Here is a 16,900-nt window from a genome sequence, read left to right as displayed (position 1 = left end):
GCAATCTGTCAGCCAACGTTGATGTCGACTGACCCACCGCTTTCGCGAGCAGGCTCGCTCCGACAGGAATCGGGCAAGGCATCCAGGTAGTTTGGCCTGCAAGACCCTGCGGTCTTTGGGAGCTTCACCATGTTGAACACCCTTCTTCCAATCCTGTTGTTCGCTGCCCTGGGCCTTGCGGTGCTCGGCGCGTTGCGGCGGGTGGCCATGTGGCGCCGGGGCCGAGCCTCGAAGGTCGACCTGATCGGCGGCCTGTTCGCCATGCCCAAGCGGTACATGGTCGACCTGCACCACGTGGTGGCGCGGGACAAATACATCGCCAACACCCACGTCGCCACGGCCGGTGGTGCGGTGGCGTCCATCGTGCTGGCGATTCTGGTGCACGGTTTCGGCCTGCACAACCGCATCCTCGGGTACGCACTGCTGCTGATGTCGGCGGTGATGTTCGTCGGCGCAATCTTCGTTTACCTGCGTCGACGCAACCCGCCGAGCCGCTTGTCCAAAGGCCCGTGGATGCGCCTGCCGAAAAGCCTGCTGGCGTTTTCGGCATCGTTCTTCCTGCTGACCCTGCCGGTGGCGGGCATCCTGCCGGAAAACTTTGGTGGCTGGCTGGTCGCGGCGATCCTCGGCATCGGTGTGCTGTGGGGCGTGTCGGAGCTGTTCTTCGGCATGACCTGGGGCGGGCCGATGAAGCACGCCTTCGCCGGTGCCCTGCACCTGGCCTGGCACCGTCGCGCCGAGCGTTTTGGTGGCGGCCGTTCCACCGGTTTGAAACCGCTGGACCTGAATGACCCGAGCGCACCATTGGGCGTGGAAAAACCCAAGGATTTCACCTGGAACCAGTTGCTCGGTTTCGACGCTTGCGTGCAGTGCGGTAAATGCGAAGCGGCATGCCCTGCGTTCGCCGCTGGCCAACCGCTGAACCCGAAAAAACTGATTCAGGACATGGTGGTCGGCCTCGCCGGTGGCACGGACGCGAAATTCGCCGGCAGCCCTTATCCAGGCAAGCCGATTGGCGAGCACAGCGGCAATCCGCATCAGCCGATCGTCAACGGGCTGGTGGACGCCGAAACCCTGTGGTCGTGCACCACCTGCCGCGCCTGCGTCGAGGAGTGCCCGATGATGATCGAGCATGTCGATGCCATCGTCGACATGCGCCGTCACCTGACCCTGGAAAAAGGCGCAACCCCGAACAAGGGGGCCGAAGTCCTGGAAAACCTGATCGCCACCGACAACCCGGGCGGTTTTGCACCGGGCGGGCGGATGAACTGGGCGGCGGACCTTAGCCTCAACCTGCTCAGTGAAAAGAAATCCACCGACGTGCTGTTCTGGGTCGGCGACGGCGCCTTCGACATGCGCAACCAGCGCACCCTGCGCGCCTTCGTCAAAGTGCTGAAAGCGGCAAAAATCGACTTCGCGGTGCTCGGCCTCGAGGAGCGCGACAGTGGTGACGTGGCCCGACGCCTGGGCGACGAAGCGACCTTCCAGCTGCTGGCCAAGCGCAATATCCAGACCCTGGCCAAATACCGCTTCAACCGCATCGTTACTTGCGATCCACACAGCTTCCACGTGCTGAAAAACGAGTACGGCGCCTTCGACGGCAACTACCTGGTGCAGCACCACAGCACCTACATGGCGGAAATCATTCAGGCTGGCGCGCTCAGCCTCGGTCAGCACAAAGGCGACAGCGTGACCTATCACGACCCTTGCTACCTCGGCCGCTACAACGGCGAATACGAGGCGCCGCGTCAGGTCCTGCGTGCCCTCGGCATTGAAGTCAAAGAGATGCAACGCTCCGGTTTCCGCTCGCGCTGCTGCGGTGGCGGCGGCGGAGCGCCGATCACCGACATTCCGGGCAAACAACGAATCCCCGACATGCGCATGGAAGACATCCGCGAGACCGGCGCTGAACTGGTGGCCGTGGGTTGTCCACAGTGCACGGCGATGCTCGAAGGCGTGGTCGAACCCCGGCCGCTGATCAAGGACATCGCCGAACTGGTGGCCGATGCGCTGCTGGAAGACGATGCGGCAAAGCCCGCCGCGCCGGCCAAACGTGAACCAGCGGAGGTGCACTGATGAGCGACATTATCCGCCGCGACCCCCGCGCCGAATGGATCGCCCGTAACCGACTGCACCCGCTGCACGCGGCCATGCAGCCGGCGCAACACAGCTGGATGGGACCCAATGGCGTCATCCGCAAGAATCCCCATGGGATGGGTTTTATCGGTCCCAACGGCATCAAGCGCATTGACCGTAGTGGCGTTCAACAGGGCGGGACGAGCAAACGCTCGGCCGCCGTTGAAGTGCAACTGCCGTTGCATCAAGTGCCTGCTCCGGCGTTCTACATCAGCGTCGTACCGGACATGGTCGGGGGCCGCTTGAGCAGTCACGACCGCGACCTCCTGGGCCTGGCCCATCAACTGGCCGGCAAGGACGGCGCGGTATTGGCCGTGGTCTTTGGCGAACATAAAGAGAGCGCCTTTGCCAGCGCCGGCGTCGATCGCCTGCTGGTGCTAGAGGGCGAGGAATTCAGCGGTTATGCACCGGAACAACGGGTTCAGGGCCTACGGGCTGTGGATAACCAGTTCAGCCCGCGTCACTGGCTGCTGCCGGACAGTCGCACCGGCGGTGGCGAGCTCGGTCGCCGTTTTGCCGCGGCATTGGGCGAACGCCCGGCCACACGGGTCTGGCAGGTCAAGGACCAGGGGTGCATCGGCCGCGCCGGTGCCGGTCTGCAAGACCTTGCGCGTCCGCTCGCACGGTTGATTCTGGCGGCTGCCGAATGCGCTGAACCGGTCAGTGAAACCCGTCACGAAGCCCTGCCGGTGGAGTTATCCACAGCGGTTGCGCGCAGTCTGTCGCGGATCGAGGATCTGGGGGCGGTGGCGGTGGACCCGGCGGCGATTCCGATGGCCGAAGCGGAGTTCATCTTCTCCGGCGGCAACGGCGTCAAGGACTGGGGGCTTTTCCACAGGACTGCCGAGGCATTGGGTGCCACCGAAGGCGCGTCCCGGGTTGCCGTGGACGACGGTTTCATGGCCCGCGATCGTCAGGTCGGTGCGTCCGGCACTTGGGTCACCGCGCGGGTCTACGTGGCGGTGGGGATTTCCGGGGCGATCCAGCACCTGCAGGGCATCGGTGCCTGCGACAAGGTAGTGGCGATCAACCTCGATCCCGGCTGCGACATGATCAAACGGGCCGACCTGTCGGTGATCGGCGAAAGCGCCGAGATTCTTCAAGCCTTGATCGCGGCGGTAGAGGCCTACCGCAACGACGCCAAGCGCGATGCGGCTTAAGGGAAGGAAAGGGTTATGAGCACGAAAATCATCAGCCTGGTGTCCATCGGCGCCCACCCGACGTCCGGCCGTCCCCGCCGCGCCGAACAGGATGCGCGTGCCGTGGAACTGGGCCTGCAGCTGGCTGGGGATAACTTGCAGGTGCTGCATGCCGGCAACGTCGCCGAGCCTGCATTGCGCGCTTATCTGGGCATGGGCCTGGAGCAATTGCATGTCCTGGAACAACCCGAAGGCGCTGATGCGCTGCCGACGCTGACCGCGTATTTGCGCGAGGCCGGCGCTCAGGTGGTGTTGACCGGCAGCCAGGCGGAAACCGGCGAAGGCTCGGGCATGTTGCCGTTCCTGCTGGCCGAAAGCCTGGGCTGGCCGCTGGTGGTGGGGCTGGCGCAGGTCGAGTCCATCGATGGCAGCTCGGCGCTGGTGCTGCAAGCCTTGCCCCGTGGCCAGCGTCGTCGCTTGAAAGTTCGCCTGCCGTTTCTGGCAACGGTGGATAACGCCGCGCCCAAGCCACGGCAAAGCGCCTACGGCCCGGCCCGGCGTGGGGTGTTGCAGGCCGATGAAGTGGAAGTCGTCGACGATGAGTTGCTGGCGGTGGCAACCCTGCAACCGGCCAAGCCGCGACCCAAGCGCCTTAAAGTCATCAAGGCCAAAAGCGGCGCCGACCGCATGAAGGCCGCCACGGCCAAGGCCAGCGGCGGCGGTGGGCAAGTGCTCAAGGGCGTCACGGCGCAGGCGGGGGCTGAGGCGATTCTCAAGCTGCTGATCGAAGAAGGCGTCGTCCGCTAACCTGATAACCCATATTGATCCAAGGTGGGAGCGAGCCTGCTCGCGAAAGCGGACCGACATTCAACGGTGATGTCGCCTGAGCCGCCGCCTTCGCGAGCAAGCTCGCTTCCACCATGAAACATTAATGACCGTTGAATTTCGTTCGGCTCTGCGCGCGAACGCGCGGCCTGCCTGGTTCTCCACAAACGCTGTTAGCGCTTCTGTGGATAACATGTTCGCCCCTCGCTGCATCCCCCGAAAATCAAGCCCTGCAGGCCGTAGATCAAAAAACGAACAGCCTAACCCATGGTTTTTACAGCAGTTTTCTTGAGGATAAGTGTGAGCGCGAAGCAAAACTTGTCCCCGATCTCTGTTGGCGCTTCTGTGGATAAGATGTTCGCTTACCGCTGTAGGGCCCATGGATCGTGGCTTTCAGGGGGGTGGTTGTTTTTTGATCGATTTGATGTTTTTCAGCGGTAGACCGCGCGTAAGCCCAGAAAATTCGAGGTTTTCAGCGGTTTTCCACAGCGACTCCAAAGTTGCCCCCAAAGTCTGTTGGCGCTTCTGTGGATAAGGTGTTTGCGATTCCCTGCAAGCCTCTAAATTCGTGACCTGTAGCGCTTTGATCAATTAATGATCAGTCGTTCTTGAAAATGATCATTCTGGATAAGTCACGGAATTTCTTCGGTTTCTGTGGAGAAAGATTTCAAGGTTTCCACAGTTGTCCCCAGTTGCTGTGGGTGGAGGTGTGGATAACTTGTTTGCGGAAGGCTGGGAGGCGCGTGAGATATAGCGCTGCACGGAATAGATCATATTTCGTACAGGTCTAAAGCCACGGGGAGTCAGAAGTGGGATGTATGGCGAGAAATGACGTTATCGCGAGCAAGCTGCTTCTACAAATGACCTGAGGTGTACACACATTCTGTGAACCACCGGTTCCTGTAGGCGCAAGCTCGCTCGCGATGTTTTGACCTTAGCCTTGAACCGGAACCCCTTTGAGGTAAGGCGCAGGCTCGGCGCCGAGGTTGCTCAACAGACGCTCGCTGTACCAGTCCACAAAGTTCACCACACCAAACTCATAGGTCTTGGAGTAAGGCCCAGGCTGGTACGCGGTGGAGTTGATGCCGCGCTGATTTTCTTCGGCCAGGCGACGGTCCTGGTCGTTGGTGGCGTCCCAGACCTGGCGCATGCGGTCGACGTCGTAGTCCACGCCTTCGACGGCGTCCTTGTGCACGATCCACTTGGTGGTGACCATGGTTTCCTGAGCGCTGATTGGCCACACGGTGAACACGATGATGTGGTCGCCCATGCAGTGGTTCCACGAGTGCGGCAGGTGCAGGATGCGCATCGAACCGAGGTCGGGGTTCTTGATGCGGCCCATGAGCTTGGCGCAGCCCTGTTTGCCGTCAAGGGTCATCGACACGGTGCCCTTGAGCAGCGGCATGCGCACGATGCGGTTACGCAGGCCGAAGCTGGCGTGGGCGTAAGGGATTTTCTCGGCTTCCCAGGCAGCGGCGGAGGCGGCCACGTGGTCCTTGAACGCCTGGTCGGCGCGCGGGTCGGTGACGTCGTCCCATTCCAGCAGGGTTTTCAGCAGTTCCGGGTGCGACGCGTTGCAGTGGTAGCACTCGCGGTTGTTTTCCAGCACCAGTTTCCAGTTGGCCTTTTCCATCAAGGTGGTGGTGATCGCCACCTTGGTGTTTTCCATGTCGTACGGTTCCATGTAATGGCTGAGCGTCGACAGGAAGTCATCGATGGCCGGCGGGTTTTCCGACAGGCTGATGAAGATGTAGCCGCCAGCGGTTTTCACGTTCACCGGCTTGAGGCCGTACTGCTTCATGTCGAAGTCGGCGCCCATTTCTGTGCCGGCGAACAGCAGGCGACCGTCGAGTTCGTAGGTCCACTGGTGGTAGTGGCAAACCAGTTTCGCGACTTTGCCCTTTTCGCTGGTGCACAGGCGCGAGCCTCGGTGACGGCAGACGTTATGGAACGCGTGCACGACGCCTTCTGCGCCACGGATCACGATGATCGGGTTCTTGCCGACTTGCAGCGTCAGGTAGTTGCCCTTGGTCGGGATTTCGCAGGTCATGCCAGCGATCAACCACTCTTTCTGAAAGATTTCCTGCATGTCGATATCAAACAGACGCTCGTCCGAGTAAAACGGCTGCGGCAGCGAGAACGTGCGCTCGCGCTCTTGCAGCATCTGGGCGGTGGCCTTGCGTGCGGGTTCCAGCGGATCGCCCAGGCTCAGGGTAGTAGTGACGTCCATCGATTTAATCCTCATGGCCATTCTGTGTGGCCGGCGAAAGTGGCTAATCAGGTGTGCTGCTTCGGGTTGCTACGCAAGGTGTAAAGAATGTGTCTTGGTATGGGGCGAGTGTGGGGCCGGCGCTGGCCAGAACCTTATCCATGGGCGACATGATGCAATCTGTTCCCGACGCGCAACCCCCGGTAGTTGGGGGCTGGTCGCGATAAGCATGTCAATGTCGCAGATAGGTAAATGGGTGATCTGCGCTATACGCAGAATCGCCAACATGAAGGCCGACAGTCGGCCGTGGAGATCAGCATGTCCAACAGCTTCCTGAACCCGGTAACCACCCAGACCTGGGCCAATGGTCGACACATCGTCCGTTGCGTCAAAGTCATCCAGGAAACCTGGGATGTGCGCACCTTCTGCTTCATGGCCGACCAGCCGATCCTGTTCTTCTTCAAGCCTGGGCAGTTCGTCACCCTGGAGCTGGAGATCGAAGGCCAGCCGATCATGCGCTCGTACACCATTTCCAGCTCGCCTTCGGTGCCGTACAGCTTCTCGGTGACGATCAAGCGCGTGCCGGGCGGACGGGTGTCGAACTGGTTGCACGACACCCTGCACGAAGGCCAGGAGCTGGCGGTGCACGGTCCGGTCGGCCTGTTCAATGCCATCGATTTCCCGAGCCCGAAAGTGCTGTACCTCAGCGGTGGCGTCGGGATCACGCCGTGCATGTCCATGGCGCGCTGGTTCTATGACACCAACGCCAACGTCGACATGACATTTATCCACAGTGCCCGTTCGCCCAAGGACATCATCTACCACCGCGAGCTGGAGCACATGGCGTCGCGGATCGACAACTTCAGCCTGCACCTGATCTGCGAGAAACACGGGCTGGGTGAGCCGTGGGCCGGTTATCGCGGTTACCTGAATCACAAGATGCTGGAACTGATGGTGCCGGACTTCCTCGAGCGCGAAGTGTTCTGCTGCGGCCCGACGCCTTACATGAATGCGGTGAAGCGCTTGCTCGAGGCCGCCGGTTTCGACATGTCGCGTTACCACGAAGAATCCTTCGGGGCGACCCCGCCGGAGGCGCGCGCCGACGCAGTGGAACACGCCGAGCAGGCGGCGGATGCACCGGAGCTCGACCTGGCGGACCTGCATGAGGTGGAATTCACCGCGTCGGGGAAAAGCATACGCGTTGCGCCTGGCGAAACCGTTCACGCAGCGGCGGCCAAGGCTGGCTTGCTGATCCCGAAAGCCTGCGGCATGGGCATTTGCGGCACCTGCAAGGTATTGAAACTGGGTGGTGAAGTGGAGATGGAGCATAACGGCGGCATCACCGAGGAAGACGAAGCCGACGGGTTCATTTTGTCGTGCTGCAGTGTGCCGAAAGGCGACGTGCGCATCGAGTTCTAAACACCGCCAAATAGCCTGTGGGAGCGAGCCTGCTCGCGATTGCGGTGGATCAGCCAACATGGGTGTTGAATCTGATTCCGTCATCGCGAGCAGGCTCGCTCCCACAGGTGTTGAGTTTCAGTCGATGAACAGATCTGGCATCAGCTTGTCGCTGCTGTCGGGCTCGAAACGGTAATGATCGAACTCGGTCACGCCGTACTCCCGCAAAACCTCCTCATCGATCAACAACCGTCCGGTCAGGCTGCGATTCGTGCTGCCGAGTATGACGTGGGCGGCATCCGCCATGATCGCAGGCAGGCGCGCATGCTTGAATGACTCCCGTGACCCCAGCTGAAACTCGATCGCCGCCGTGGCAATCATCGTTTGCGGCCACAGCGAATTGACGCTGATGCCGTAACTCTTGAATTCTTCGCTCATCCCCAGTGTCAGCATGCTCATGCCGTATTTGGTGACGGTGTAGGGACTGTATTGGGCGAACCACTTTGTCGCGAGGTTGAGCGGCGGCGAGAGGTTGAGGATGTGTCCGCCTGACTTCTTCAGATAGGGCAGCGCGGCCTGACTGCACAGCAGTACGGCGCGGGTGTTGATCTGGTGCATGAGGTCGAAGCGCTTGAGTTCGATGTGCTGCACGCCAGTCAACTTGATTGCCCCGGCGTTGTTGACCAGCGCATCGATGGTGCCGAAATGTTCGTTGGCCCGGGCCAGTGCTTTTCGCACAGCCTCTTCGTCACGCACATCCACCTGCAACGCCAGCGCCTTGCCGCCCGCGGCTTCGACTTCCTGCGCCACACTGAAAATCGTCCCCGGCAACTTGGCGTGGGGCTCGGCACTCTTGGCGGCAATCACAATGTTGGCGCCATCACGCGCGGCCCGCAGCGCGATCTCGCGACCAATCCCACGGCTGGCGCCAGTGATGAACAGGGTTTTGCCTTGCAATGACATGCGTGCGCTCCTGATTGTCGTTATGTGAGCGGAGGCTCGACAATCAGGGTAGACGATGTCTTCCGGCGCAAGGGGTCATGGTGGCGAGGGAGCAAGCTCTCTCGCCACAGGGGGCGGTATAGGTAGCGAGAGATCAGTGCGACATCACTTCGCGGATGTCGCGGGCCAGCTCACGGACGCGTTCTTCTTCGGTGTCCCACGAGCACATGAAGCGGGCGCCGCCGTTGCCGATGAAGGTGTAGAAGCGCCAGCCCTTGGCGGTCAGCGCGGCGATGGCCGGTTCCGAGAGTTGCAGGAACACGCCGTTGGCCTGGACCGGGAACATCAGTTCAACGCCGGGGATGTCGCTGACCAGTTCGGCCAGCAACTGCGCGCAGTGGTTGGCGTGGTTGGCGTATTTGAGCCAGGCGTCGTTTTCCAGGATGCCGACCCACGGCGCCGACAGGAAGCGCATCTTCGAGGCCAGTTGCCCGGCCTGCTTGCAGCGGTAGTCGAAGTCTTCGGCCAGTGTGTGGTTGAAGAACAGGATCGCCTCGCCCACGGCCATGCCGTTTTTCGTGCCACCGAAGCACAGCACGTCGACGCCGGCCTTCCAGGTCAGGTCCGCTGGCGAGCAGCCGAGGAATGCGCAGGCATTGGAGAACCGCGCGCCGTCCATGTGCAGGTTCAGGCCCAGTTCCTTGCAGGTGGCGCTGATGGCGCGGATTTCGTCCGGGGTGTAGACGCTGCCGACTTCGGTGGCCTGGGTGAGGGTCACCACGCGAGGTTTCGGGTAGTGGATGTCCTGGCGCTTGAGCGCGACTTCGCGGATCGAATCCGGGGTCAGCTTGCCGTTTTCGGTGCGGGCGATCAGCAGCTTGGAGCCGTTGGAGAAAAATTCCGGGGCGCCGCATTCGTCGGTTTCGACGTGGGCGGTTTCCGAGCAGATCACGCTGTGGTAACTCTGGCACAGTGACGACAGGGCCAGCGAGTTGGCGGCAGTGCCGTTGAAGGCGAAGAACACTTCGCAGTCGGTATCGAACAGTTTGCGGAAACCGTCGGAGGCGCGGGCGGTCCACTCGTCGTCGCCGTATGCGCGCTGGTGGCCGTGGTTGGCCTGTTCCATGGCAGCCCAGGCTTCAGGGCAAATGCCTGAATAGTTGTCGCTGGCGAATTGTTGGCTCTTATCGGTCATGGCCTGCTTCCGTGGTCGGGACGCCTATGGTGAAGCGCCCCGTGGTCAATGATGGTGCGCACTTTACCGAAGATCGTCCGGGGAGCACACGGGATGTTGCTGTCAGAAAAATACACAATCGAAGGACGATTATGCACGCGACGATGCACTTAAAGCAGCGAGACGGCGCACTTGACCTGCTCAAGTGGCTGGCGCTGTTCAGCATGGTGCTTGATCACCTGCGATATGTCGGTTATTCCGTCGATTGGCTGTATGTGCCGGGGCGATTGGCCTTCCCGTGGTTTTGCCTGGCGATGGCGGCGAACCTGGCGCGCGCGTCGGCCGTGAATACGCAGGGGCAATGGCGCTACCTGGGCTGGTTGTTGCTGTTCAGTGCGGTGAGCGAAGTGCCTTACCGGATGTACATTCCCAATCCCGACACCTTGAATGTACTGCCTACCCTGGCCTTGGGCCTGTTAGTAGCGCGGGGCTGGCAAATGCGGGCACTTGAGGCGCGACTGCTGGCGGTGGTCGCCCTGCTGCTGGCGGCCGTTTTCTGGTCGCGATTGATGTTCGGATTTTTCGGGGTGCTGTTGCCGCTGGCGCTGCTGCTGGTGATCCGCCGCCCGTTGTATCTCGCGCTGGTACCGGGGCTGGTCTGCCTGGCGGCCAATCAATGGCAGGTGCTTTACTACTCCGTTCGGCTGGGTAATCAGTTGGCCATGGCGGCCGTTGCCACTTGTCTGATTGCGCCATGGTTGGGACTGTTCCTGTTGCGACATGCGCGTGACGTAAAACCACCGCCGATGCGGCGTTGGGCGTATGCGTTGTATCCGGTGCATTTCCTCATTCTCCTGGTCTTGCGTCAGGCGCACGCACACATCTTCTGATGAAATCGCAAACCCTGTGGGAGCGAGCCTGCTCGCGAACGGGCCGTGCCAGTCGACATTCCTGTCGCTGACACTGCGCATTCGCGAGCAGGCTCGCTCCCACAGGGGATCTGCGCTGGATCCAGAGTCATGTGCGGCATGCCATTTCCCGCCATGTCGTAAACGCACCTTTGCGTGGCGCCCGTAGGCATTTGATCTCTCCAAGCCAGTCATACCATCGCTATCAAAGGGCACTGCCGAAACGCCAGTGCCTTACCGAGACGAATGGCGCACAGATGCCGCTGGGAGAGACGCGATGTTCAGCAAGCAAGACCAGATCCAGGGTTACGACGATGCACTGCTGGCGGCGATGAATGCCGAGGAGCAACGTCAGGAAGATCACATCGAGCTGATCGCGTCGGAGAACTACACCAGCAAGCGCGTGATGGAAGCGCAAGGCAGCGGCCTGACCAACAAATACGCCGAAGGCTATCCGGGCAAGCGCTACTACGGTGGCTGCGAGCACGTCGACAAGGTTGAAGCCCTGGCCATCGAACGCGCCAAGCAGCTGTTCGGTGCCGATTACGCCAACGTCCAGCCGCACTCCGGTTCCTCGGCCAACAGCGCGGTCTACCTGGCCCTGCTGCAGGCCGGCGACACCATTCTTGGCATGAGCCTGGCCCATGGCGGTCACTTGACCCACGGCGCCAAAGTGTCGTCCTCGGGCAAGCTGTACAACGCCGTGCAGTACGGCATCGACACCAAGACCGGCCTGATCGATTACGACGAAGTCGAGCGTCTGGCGGTCGAGTGCAAGCCGAAGATGATCGTTGCCGGTTTCTCGGCCTATTCCAAGACCCTGGACTTCCCGCGTTTCCGCCAGATCGCCGACAAGGTCGGTGCGCTGCTGTTCGTCGATATGGCCCACGTGGCCGGTCTGGTCGCTGCCGGCCTGTACCCGAACCCGCTGCCGTACGCCGATGTGGTCACCACCACCACCCACAAGACCCTGCGTGGTCCCCGTGGTGGCCTGATCCTGTGCAAGGCCAACGAAGAGATCGAGAAAAAGCTTAACGCCGCAGTCTTCCCCGGTGCCCAGGGTGGCCCGCTGATGCACGTGATCGCCGGTAAAGCGGTGTGCTTCAAGGAAGCGCTGGAGCCAGGCTTCAAGGCTTACCAACAGCAAGTGATCGACAACGCCCAGGCCATGGCCGGCGTGTTTATCAAACGCGGCTACGATGTAGTGTCCGGCGGCACCGATAACCACCTGTTCCTGGTCAGCCTGATCCGTCAGGGCCTCACCGGCAAAGAGGCGGACGCAGCACTCGGTCGCGCCCACATCACCGTGAACAAGAACGCTGTCCCGAACGATCCTCAGTCGCCGTTCGTCACCTCCGGCCTGCGCATCGGCACCCCGGCGGTGACCACGCGCGGTTTCAAGGTGACCCAGTGCGTGACCCTGGCCGGCTGGATCTGCGACATCCTCGACAACCTCGGCGATGCCGATGTCGAGGCCAATGTCGCCCAGCAAGTGTCGGCACTGTGCGCGGACTTCCCGGTTTATCGCTGAGCGCGGTTTTGGAGTAAATGACTATGCAACGCTATTCGGGCTTCGGCCTCTTCAAACACTCCCTCAGCCACCACGAAAACTGGCAGCGCATGTGGCGCACGCCGACCCCGAAAAAGGTCTACGACGTGGTCATCGTCGGTGGTGGCGGGCACGGTCTGGCGACTGCCTACTACCTGGCCAAGGAACACGGCATCACCAACGTGGCCGTGGTCGAGAAGGGCTGGCTGGGCGGCGGTAACACCGCGCGCAACACCACCATCGTTCGCTCCAACTATCTGTGGGACGAGTCGGCGCACCTGTACGAACACGCGATGAAACTGTGGGAAGGCCTGTCCCAGGACCTGAACTACAACGTGATGTTCTCCCAGCGCGGCGTCTACAACCTGTGCCACACCCTGCAGGACATCCGTGATTCCGAGCGTCGGGTCAGCGCCAACCGCCTCAACGGCGTCGACGGCGAACTGCTCGACGCCAAGCAAGTGGCGGACGAGATTCCGTACCTCGACTGCTCGAAGAACACCCGCTACCCGGTGATGGGCGCTACCGTCCAGCGTCGCGGCGGCGTCGCCCGTCACGATGCCGTGGCCTGGGGCTTTGCCCGTGCCGCCGACGCCTTGGGCGTGGACCTGATCCAGCAGACCGAAGTGATCGGTTTCCGCAAGGAAAACGGCGTGTGCATCGGCGTCGAAACCAACAAGGGCTTCATCGGCGCCAAGCGCGTCGGCGTGGTCACCGCCGGTAACTCCGGGCACATGGCCAAGCTGGCCGGCTTCCGTCTGCCGATCGAATCCCACCCGCTGCAGGCGCTGGTGTCCGAGCCGATCAAGCCGATTATCGACAGCGTGATCATGTCCAACGCGGTGCACGGTTACATCAGCCAGTCCGACAAGGGCGACCTGGTGATCGGCGCCGGTATCGACGGCTACAACGGCTACGGCCAGCGTGGTTCTTACCCGGTGATCGAGCACACCATCCAGGCCATCGTCGAAATGTTCCCGGTACTGTCCCGCGTACGCATGAACCGCCAGTGGGGCGGCATCGTCGACACCACGCCGGATGCGTGCCCGATCATCTCGAAAACCCCGGTGCCGAACATGTTCTTCAACTGCGGTTGGGGCACCGGTGGCTTCAAGGCAACACCTGGCTCCGGCAATGTGTTTGCCGCGAGTCTGGCCAAGGGTGAAATGCACCCATTGGCCGCACCTTTCTCCATCGACCGTTTCCATAACGGTGCGTTGATCGATGAACACGGCGCTGCTGCGGTTGCCCACTAACAGGAGAAATCCCCATGTTGCATATCTTCTGTCCTCACTGCGGCGAGTTGCGCTCCGAAGAGGAATTCCACGCATCCGGCCAGGCGCACATCCCGCGTCCACTGGATCCGAACAGCTGCACCGACGAGGAGTGGGGCGACTACATGTTCTTCCGCGACAACCCTCGCGGTCTGCACCATGAACTGTGGATTCACGCCGCCGGTTGCCGTCAGTACTTCAACGCCACCCGCGACACCGTGACCTACGAAATTCTCGAAACCTACAAGATCGGCACCAAGCCACAATTCACCGACAAGACCGATAGCCCGAAAGCGGCCAGCACGGCTCTGGGAGAGAAGGTATGAGCCAGATCAATCGCCTGTCCAACGGTGGACGGATCGACCGCAACAAAGTCCTGACCTTCACCTTCAACGGCCAGAGCTATAAAGGCTTCGAAGGCGACTCCCTGGCGGCTGCATTGCTGGCCAACGGCGTCGACATCATCGGTCGCAGCTTCAAGTACTCCCGTCCGCGCGGCATCTTCGCCGCCGGTGCCGAAGAGCCGAACGCGGTGCTGCAGATCGGCGCCACCGAAGCCACGCAAATCCCGAACGTACGCGCCACGCAACAAGCGCTGTATCAAGGCCTGGTCGCCACCAGCACCAACGGCTGGCCAAGCGTGAACAACGACATGATGGGGATTCTCGGCAAGGTCGGCGGCAAGCTCATGCCACCGGGCTTCTACTACAAAACCTTCATGTACCCGCAATCGTTCTGGATGACTTACGAGAAGTACATTCGTAAGGCCGCCGGTCTTGGCCGCTCGCCGACCGAGAACGATCCGGACACCTACGACTACATGAACCAGCACTGCGACGTGCTGATTGTCGGCGCCGGCCCTGCTGGCCTGGCTGCTGCTCTGGCGGCTGCACGCAGCGGTGCCCGGGTGATCCTCGCCGATGAGCAGGAAGAGTTCGGCGGCAGCCTGCTCGATTCCCGCGAAAGCCTCGACGGCAAGCCTGCGACCGAATGGGTCGCCAGCGTCATCGCCGAACTGAAGAACACCCCTGACGTGCTGCTGTTGCCGCGCGCCACGGTCAACGGTTACCACGACCACAACTTCCTGACCATTCACGAGCGCCTCACCGATCACCTCGGCGACCGCGCCCCGATTGGCCAGGTGCGTCAGCGCATCCACCGGGTTCGCGCCAAGCGTGTCGTACTCGCGACCGGTGCTCACGAGCGTCCGCTGGTTTACGGCAACAACGACGTGCCGGGCAACATGCTGGCCGGTGCTGTCTCGACTTATGTGCGCCGTTACGGCGTGGCTCCGGGCAAGAAACTGGTGCTGTCGACCAACAACGATCACGCTTACCGCGTGGCGCTGGATTGGCTCGATGCCAGCCTGCAAGTCGTCGCCATCGCCGACGCCCGCAGCAACCCGCGTGGTGCGCTGGTGGAAGAAGCACGCGCCAAGGGCATCCGCATCCTCACCGGCAGCGCCGTGATCGAGGCCCGTGGCAGCAAACACGTCACCGCTGCCCGCGTGGCCGCGATCGATGTCAAAGGCCACAAAGTCACCAGCCCTGGCGAGTGGCTTGAGTGCGACCTGGTCGCCAGTTCCGGCGGCTACAGCCCGGTGGTTCACCTGGCTTCGCACTTGGGCGGCAAGCCGATCTGGCGTGAAGACATCCTCGGTTTCGTACCGGGCGAAGCGCCGCAGAAACGCGTGTGTGTCGGTGGCATCAACGGCGTCTATGGCCTTGGCGATTCCCTGGCCGATGGTTTTGAAGGCGGCGTGCGCGCAGCCAGCGAAGCCGGTTTCGGCCCGGTCGAAGCGACCTTGCCCAAAGCCCTGGCGCGTCTGGAAGAGCCGACCCTGGCGCTGTTCCAGGTGCCCCACGAAAAGAACACCGCACGGGCACCGAAGCAATTCGTCGACCTGCAAAACGACGTCACCGCCGCCGCCATCGAACTGGCGACCCGCGAGGGCTTCGAGTCGGTCGAGCACGTCAAGCGCTACACCGCGCTGGGCTTCGGCACCGATCAGGGCAAGCTCGGCAACGTCAACGGTCTGGCGATTGCCGCCCGTTCGCTGAACGTGACCATCCCGCAGATGGGCACCACCATGTTCCGCCCGAACTACACGCCGGTGACCTTCGGCGCCGTGGCCGGTCGTCACTGCGGGCACATTTTCGAGCCGGTGCGTTTCACCGCACTGCATCACTGGCACCTGAAAAACGGCGCCGAGTTCGAAGACGTCGGCCAGTGGAAACGTCCGTGGTACTTCCCGAAATCCGGTGAAGACATGCACGCGGCAGTCAAACGCGAATGCAAAGCCGTACGCGACAGCGTCGGCCTGCTGGACGCGTCGACCCTGGGCAAGATCGACATCCAGGGTCCGGATGCCCGTGAGTTCCTCAACCGCATCTACACCAACGCCTGGACCAAGCTCGACGTAGGCAAGGCGCGCTACGGCCTGATGTGCAAAGAAGACGGCATGGTGTTCGACGACGGCGTGACCGCCTGCCTGGCCGACAACCATTTCGTGATGACCACCACCACCGGCGGCGCTGCGCGCGTGCTGCAATGGCTGGAAATCTACCAGCAGACCGAATGGCCTGACCTGAAGGTGTACTTCACGTCCGTGACGGATCACTGGGCAACCATGACCCTGTCCGGGCCGAACAGCCGCAAGCTGCTCAGCGAAGTCACCGATATCGATTTGAGCAACGAAGCGTTCCCGTTCATGACCTGGAAAGAAGGTCTGGTCGGTGGCGTGCCGGCGCGGGTGTTCCGGATTTCGTTTACCGGTGAGCTGTCGTACGAAGTCAACGTGCAGGCCGACTATGCGATGGGCGTGCTCGAGAAGATCGTCGACGCCGGCAAGAAGTACAACCTGACGCCGTACGGCACCGAAACCATGCACGTGCTGCGGGCCGAGAAGGGCTTCATCATCGTCGGTCAGGATACCGATGGCTCGATGACGCCTGACGACCTGAACATGGGCTGGTGCGTGGGTCGCACCAAACCGTTCTCGTGGATCGGCTGGCGTGGCATGAACCGCGAAGACTGCGTGCGTGATCAGCGCAAGCAACTGGTTGGCCTGAAACCGATCGATCCGACCAAATGGCTGCCGGAAGGGGCGCAACTGGTGTTCAACACCAAGCAAGCGATCCCGATGACCATGGTCGGCCACGTGACCTCCAGCTACGCGCACAACTCCCTGGGCTATTCGTTTGCCATGGGCGTGGTCAAGGGCGGTTTGAACCGCATGGGCGAGCGTGTGTTTGCACCGCTGGCGGACGGCAGTGTGATCGAGGCGGAAATCGTTTCTTCGGTGTTCTTCGATCCGAAGGGTGAACGCCAGAACGTGTAAGGGCTC

12 protein-coding genes are annotated in these 16,900 nt (G+C 61.8%); 9 read left to right on the top strand and 3 right to left on the bottom strand.

Annotation, left to right across the window (positions count from 1 at the left end):
• The first annotated feature begins 129 nt into the window (after positions 1-129).
• The 3 genes from dgcB to etfB are packed head-to-tail and all read left to right on the top strand — an operon-like array spanning position 130 to position 4,082.
• Positions 130-2,076 (top strand): dimethylglycine demethylation protein DgcB, encoded by a 1,947-nt coding sequence (gene dgcB, locus BVK86_RS09680; protein ID WP_075946227.1) that lies wholly within the window; start codon positions 130-132, stop codon positions 2,074-2,076.
• Entirely contained in the window at positions 2,076-3,296 is a 1,221-nt protein-coding gene (gene etfA / locus BVK86_RS09675) for an electron transfer flavoprotein subunit alpha (RefSeq protein WP_075946226.1), read from the top strand. Before dgcB ends, etfA begins: the two co-directional genes overlap by 1 nt.
• 15 nt (positions 3,297-3,311) lie before the next feature.
• Positions 3,312-4,082, top strand: coding sequence for an electron transfer flavoprotein subunit beta (gene etfB, locus BVK86_RS09670; RefSeq protein ID WP_075946225.1), 771 nt, complete (start codon positions 3,312-3,314; stop codon positions 4,080-4,082).
• A gap of 952 nt (positions 4,083-5,034) precedes the next feature.
• Here etfB and gbcA read toward each other — a convergent pair.
• Positions 5,035-6,330 (bottom strand): glycine-betaine demethylase subunit GbcA, encoded by a 1,296-nt coding sequence (gene gbcA / locus BVK86_RS09665; protein WP_075946224.1) that lies wholly within the window; start codon positions 6,328-6,330, stop codon positions 5,035-5,037.
• A 297-nt stretch (positions 6,331-6,627) separates the two neighbouring features.
• On the opposite strand from gbcA, the gene gbcB reads away from it, so the two are divergent.
• Positions 6,628-7,728, top strand: a complete 1,101-nt coding sequence (gbcB, locus tag BVK86_RS09655) for a glycine-betaine demethylase subunit GbcB (protein WP_075946222.1) — start codon at positions 6,628-6,630, stop codon at positions 7,726-7,728.
• 117 nt (positions 7,729-7,845) lie between these two features.
• On the opposite strand, the gene BVK86_RS09650 is transcribed toward gbcB, so the two are convergent.
• A complete protein-coding gene (locus BVK86_RS09650) occupies positions 7,846-8,670 on the bottom strand; it encodes an SDR family oxidoreductase (protein WP_075946221.1) in 825 nt (274 codons plus the stop codon).
• 133 nt (positions 8,671-8,803) lie between these two features.
• A complete protein-coding gene (locus BVK86_RS09645; RefSeq protein ID WP_075946220.1) occupies positions 8,804-9,844 on the bottom strand; it encodes a threonine aldolase family protein in 1,041 nt (346 codons plus the stop codon).
• Positions 9,845-9,975: 131 nt separating this feature from the next.
• Between BVK86_RS09645 and BVK86_RS09640 the strand changes: the two genes are divergently transcribed.
• From BVK86_RS09640 to BVK86_RS09620, 5 genes are all read left to right on the top strand, one after another.
• A complete protein-coding gene (locus BVK86_RS09640; protein WP_075946219.1) occupies positions 9,976-10,713 on the top strand; it encodes a TraX family protein in 738 nt (245 codons plus the stop codon).
• 295 nt (positions 10,714-11,008) lie between these two features.
• Positions 11,009-12,262, top strand: coding sequence for a serine hydroxymethyltransferase (gene glyA, locus BVK86_RS09635; protein WP_017341183.1), 1,254 nt, complete (start codon positions 11,009-11,011; stop codon positions 12,260-12,262).
• Between the two features lie 23 nt (positions 12,263-12,285).
• On the top strand, positions 12,286-13,536 hold the full coding sequence (locus tag BVK86_RS09630) for a sarcosine oxidase subunit beta (protein ID WP_007980419.1): 1,251 nt from the start codon (positions 12,286-12,288) through the stop codon (positions 13,534-13,536).
• A gap of 14 nt (positions 13,537-13,550) precedes the next feature.
• Positions 13,551-13,880 (top strand): sarcosine oxidase subunit delta, encoded by a 330-nt coding sequence (locus tag BVK86_RS09625; protein WP_047534309.1) that lies wholly within the window; start codon positions 13,551-13,553, stop codon positions 13,878-13,880.
• The gene (locus BVK86_RS09620; RefSeq protein ID WP_075946218.1) at positions 13,877-16,894 is read left to right on the top strand and encodes a sarcosine oxidase subunit alpha; all 3,018 of its coding nucleotides are present in this window, start codon (positions 13,877-13,879) and stop codon (positions 16,892-16,894) included. The genes BVK86_RS09625 and BVK86_RS09620 overlap by 4 nt, the downstream gene beginning before the upstream one ends.
• Positions 16,895-16,900: the final 6 nt, after the last annotated feature.

The organism is Pseudomonas reinekei (genome assembly GCF_001945365.1).
Classification (GTDB): domain Bacteria; phylum Pseudomonadota; class Gammaproteobacteria; order Pseudomonadales; family Pseudomonadaceae; genus Aquipseudomonas; species Aquipseudomonas reinekei.
This window is presented reverse-complemented; position numbering and strand designations above follow the sequence as displayed.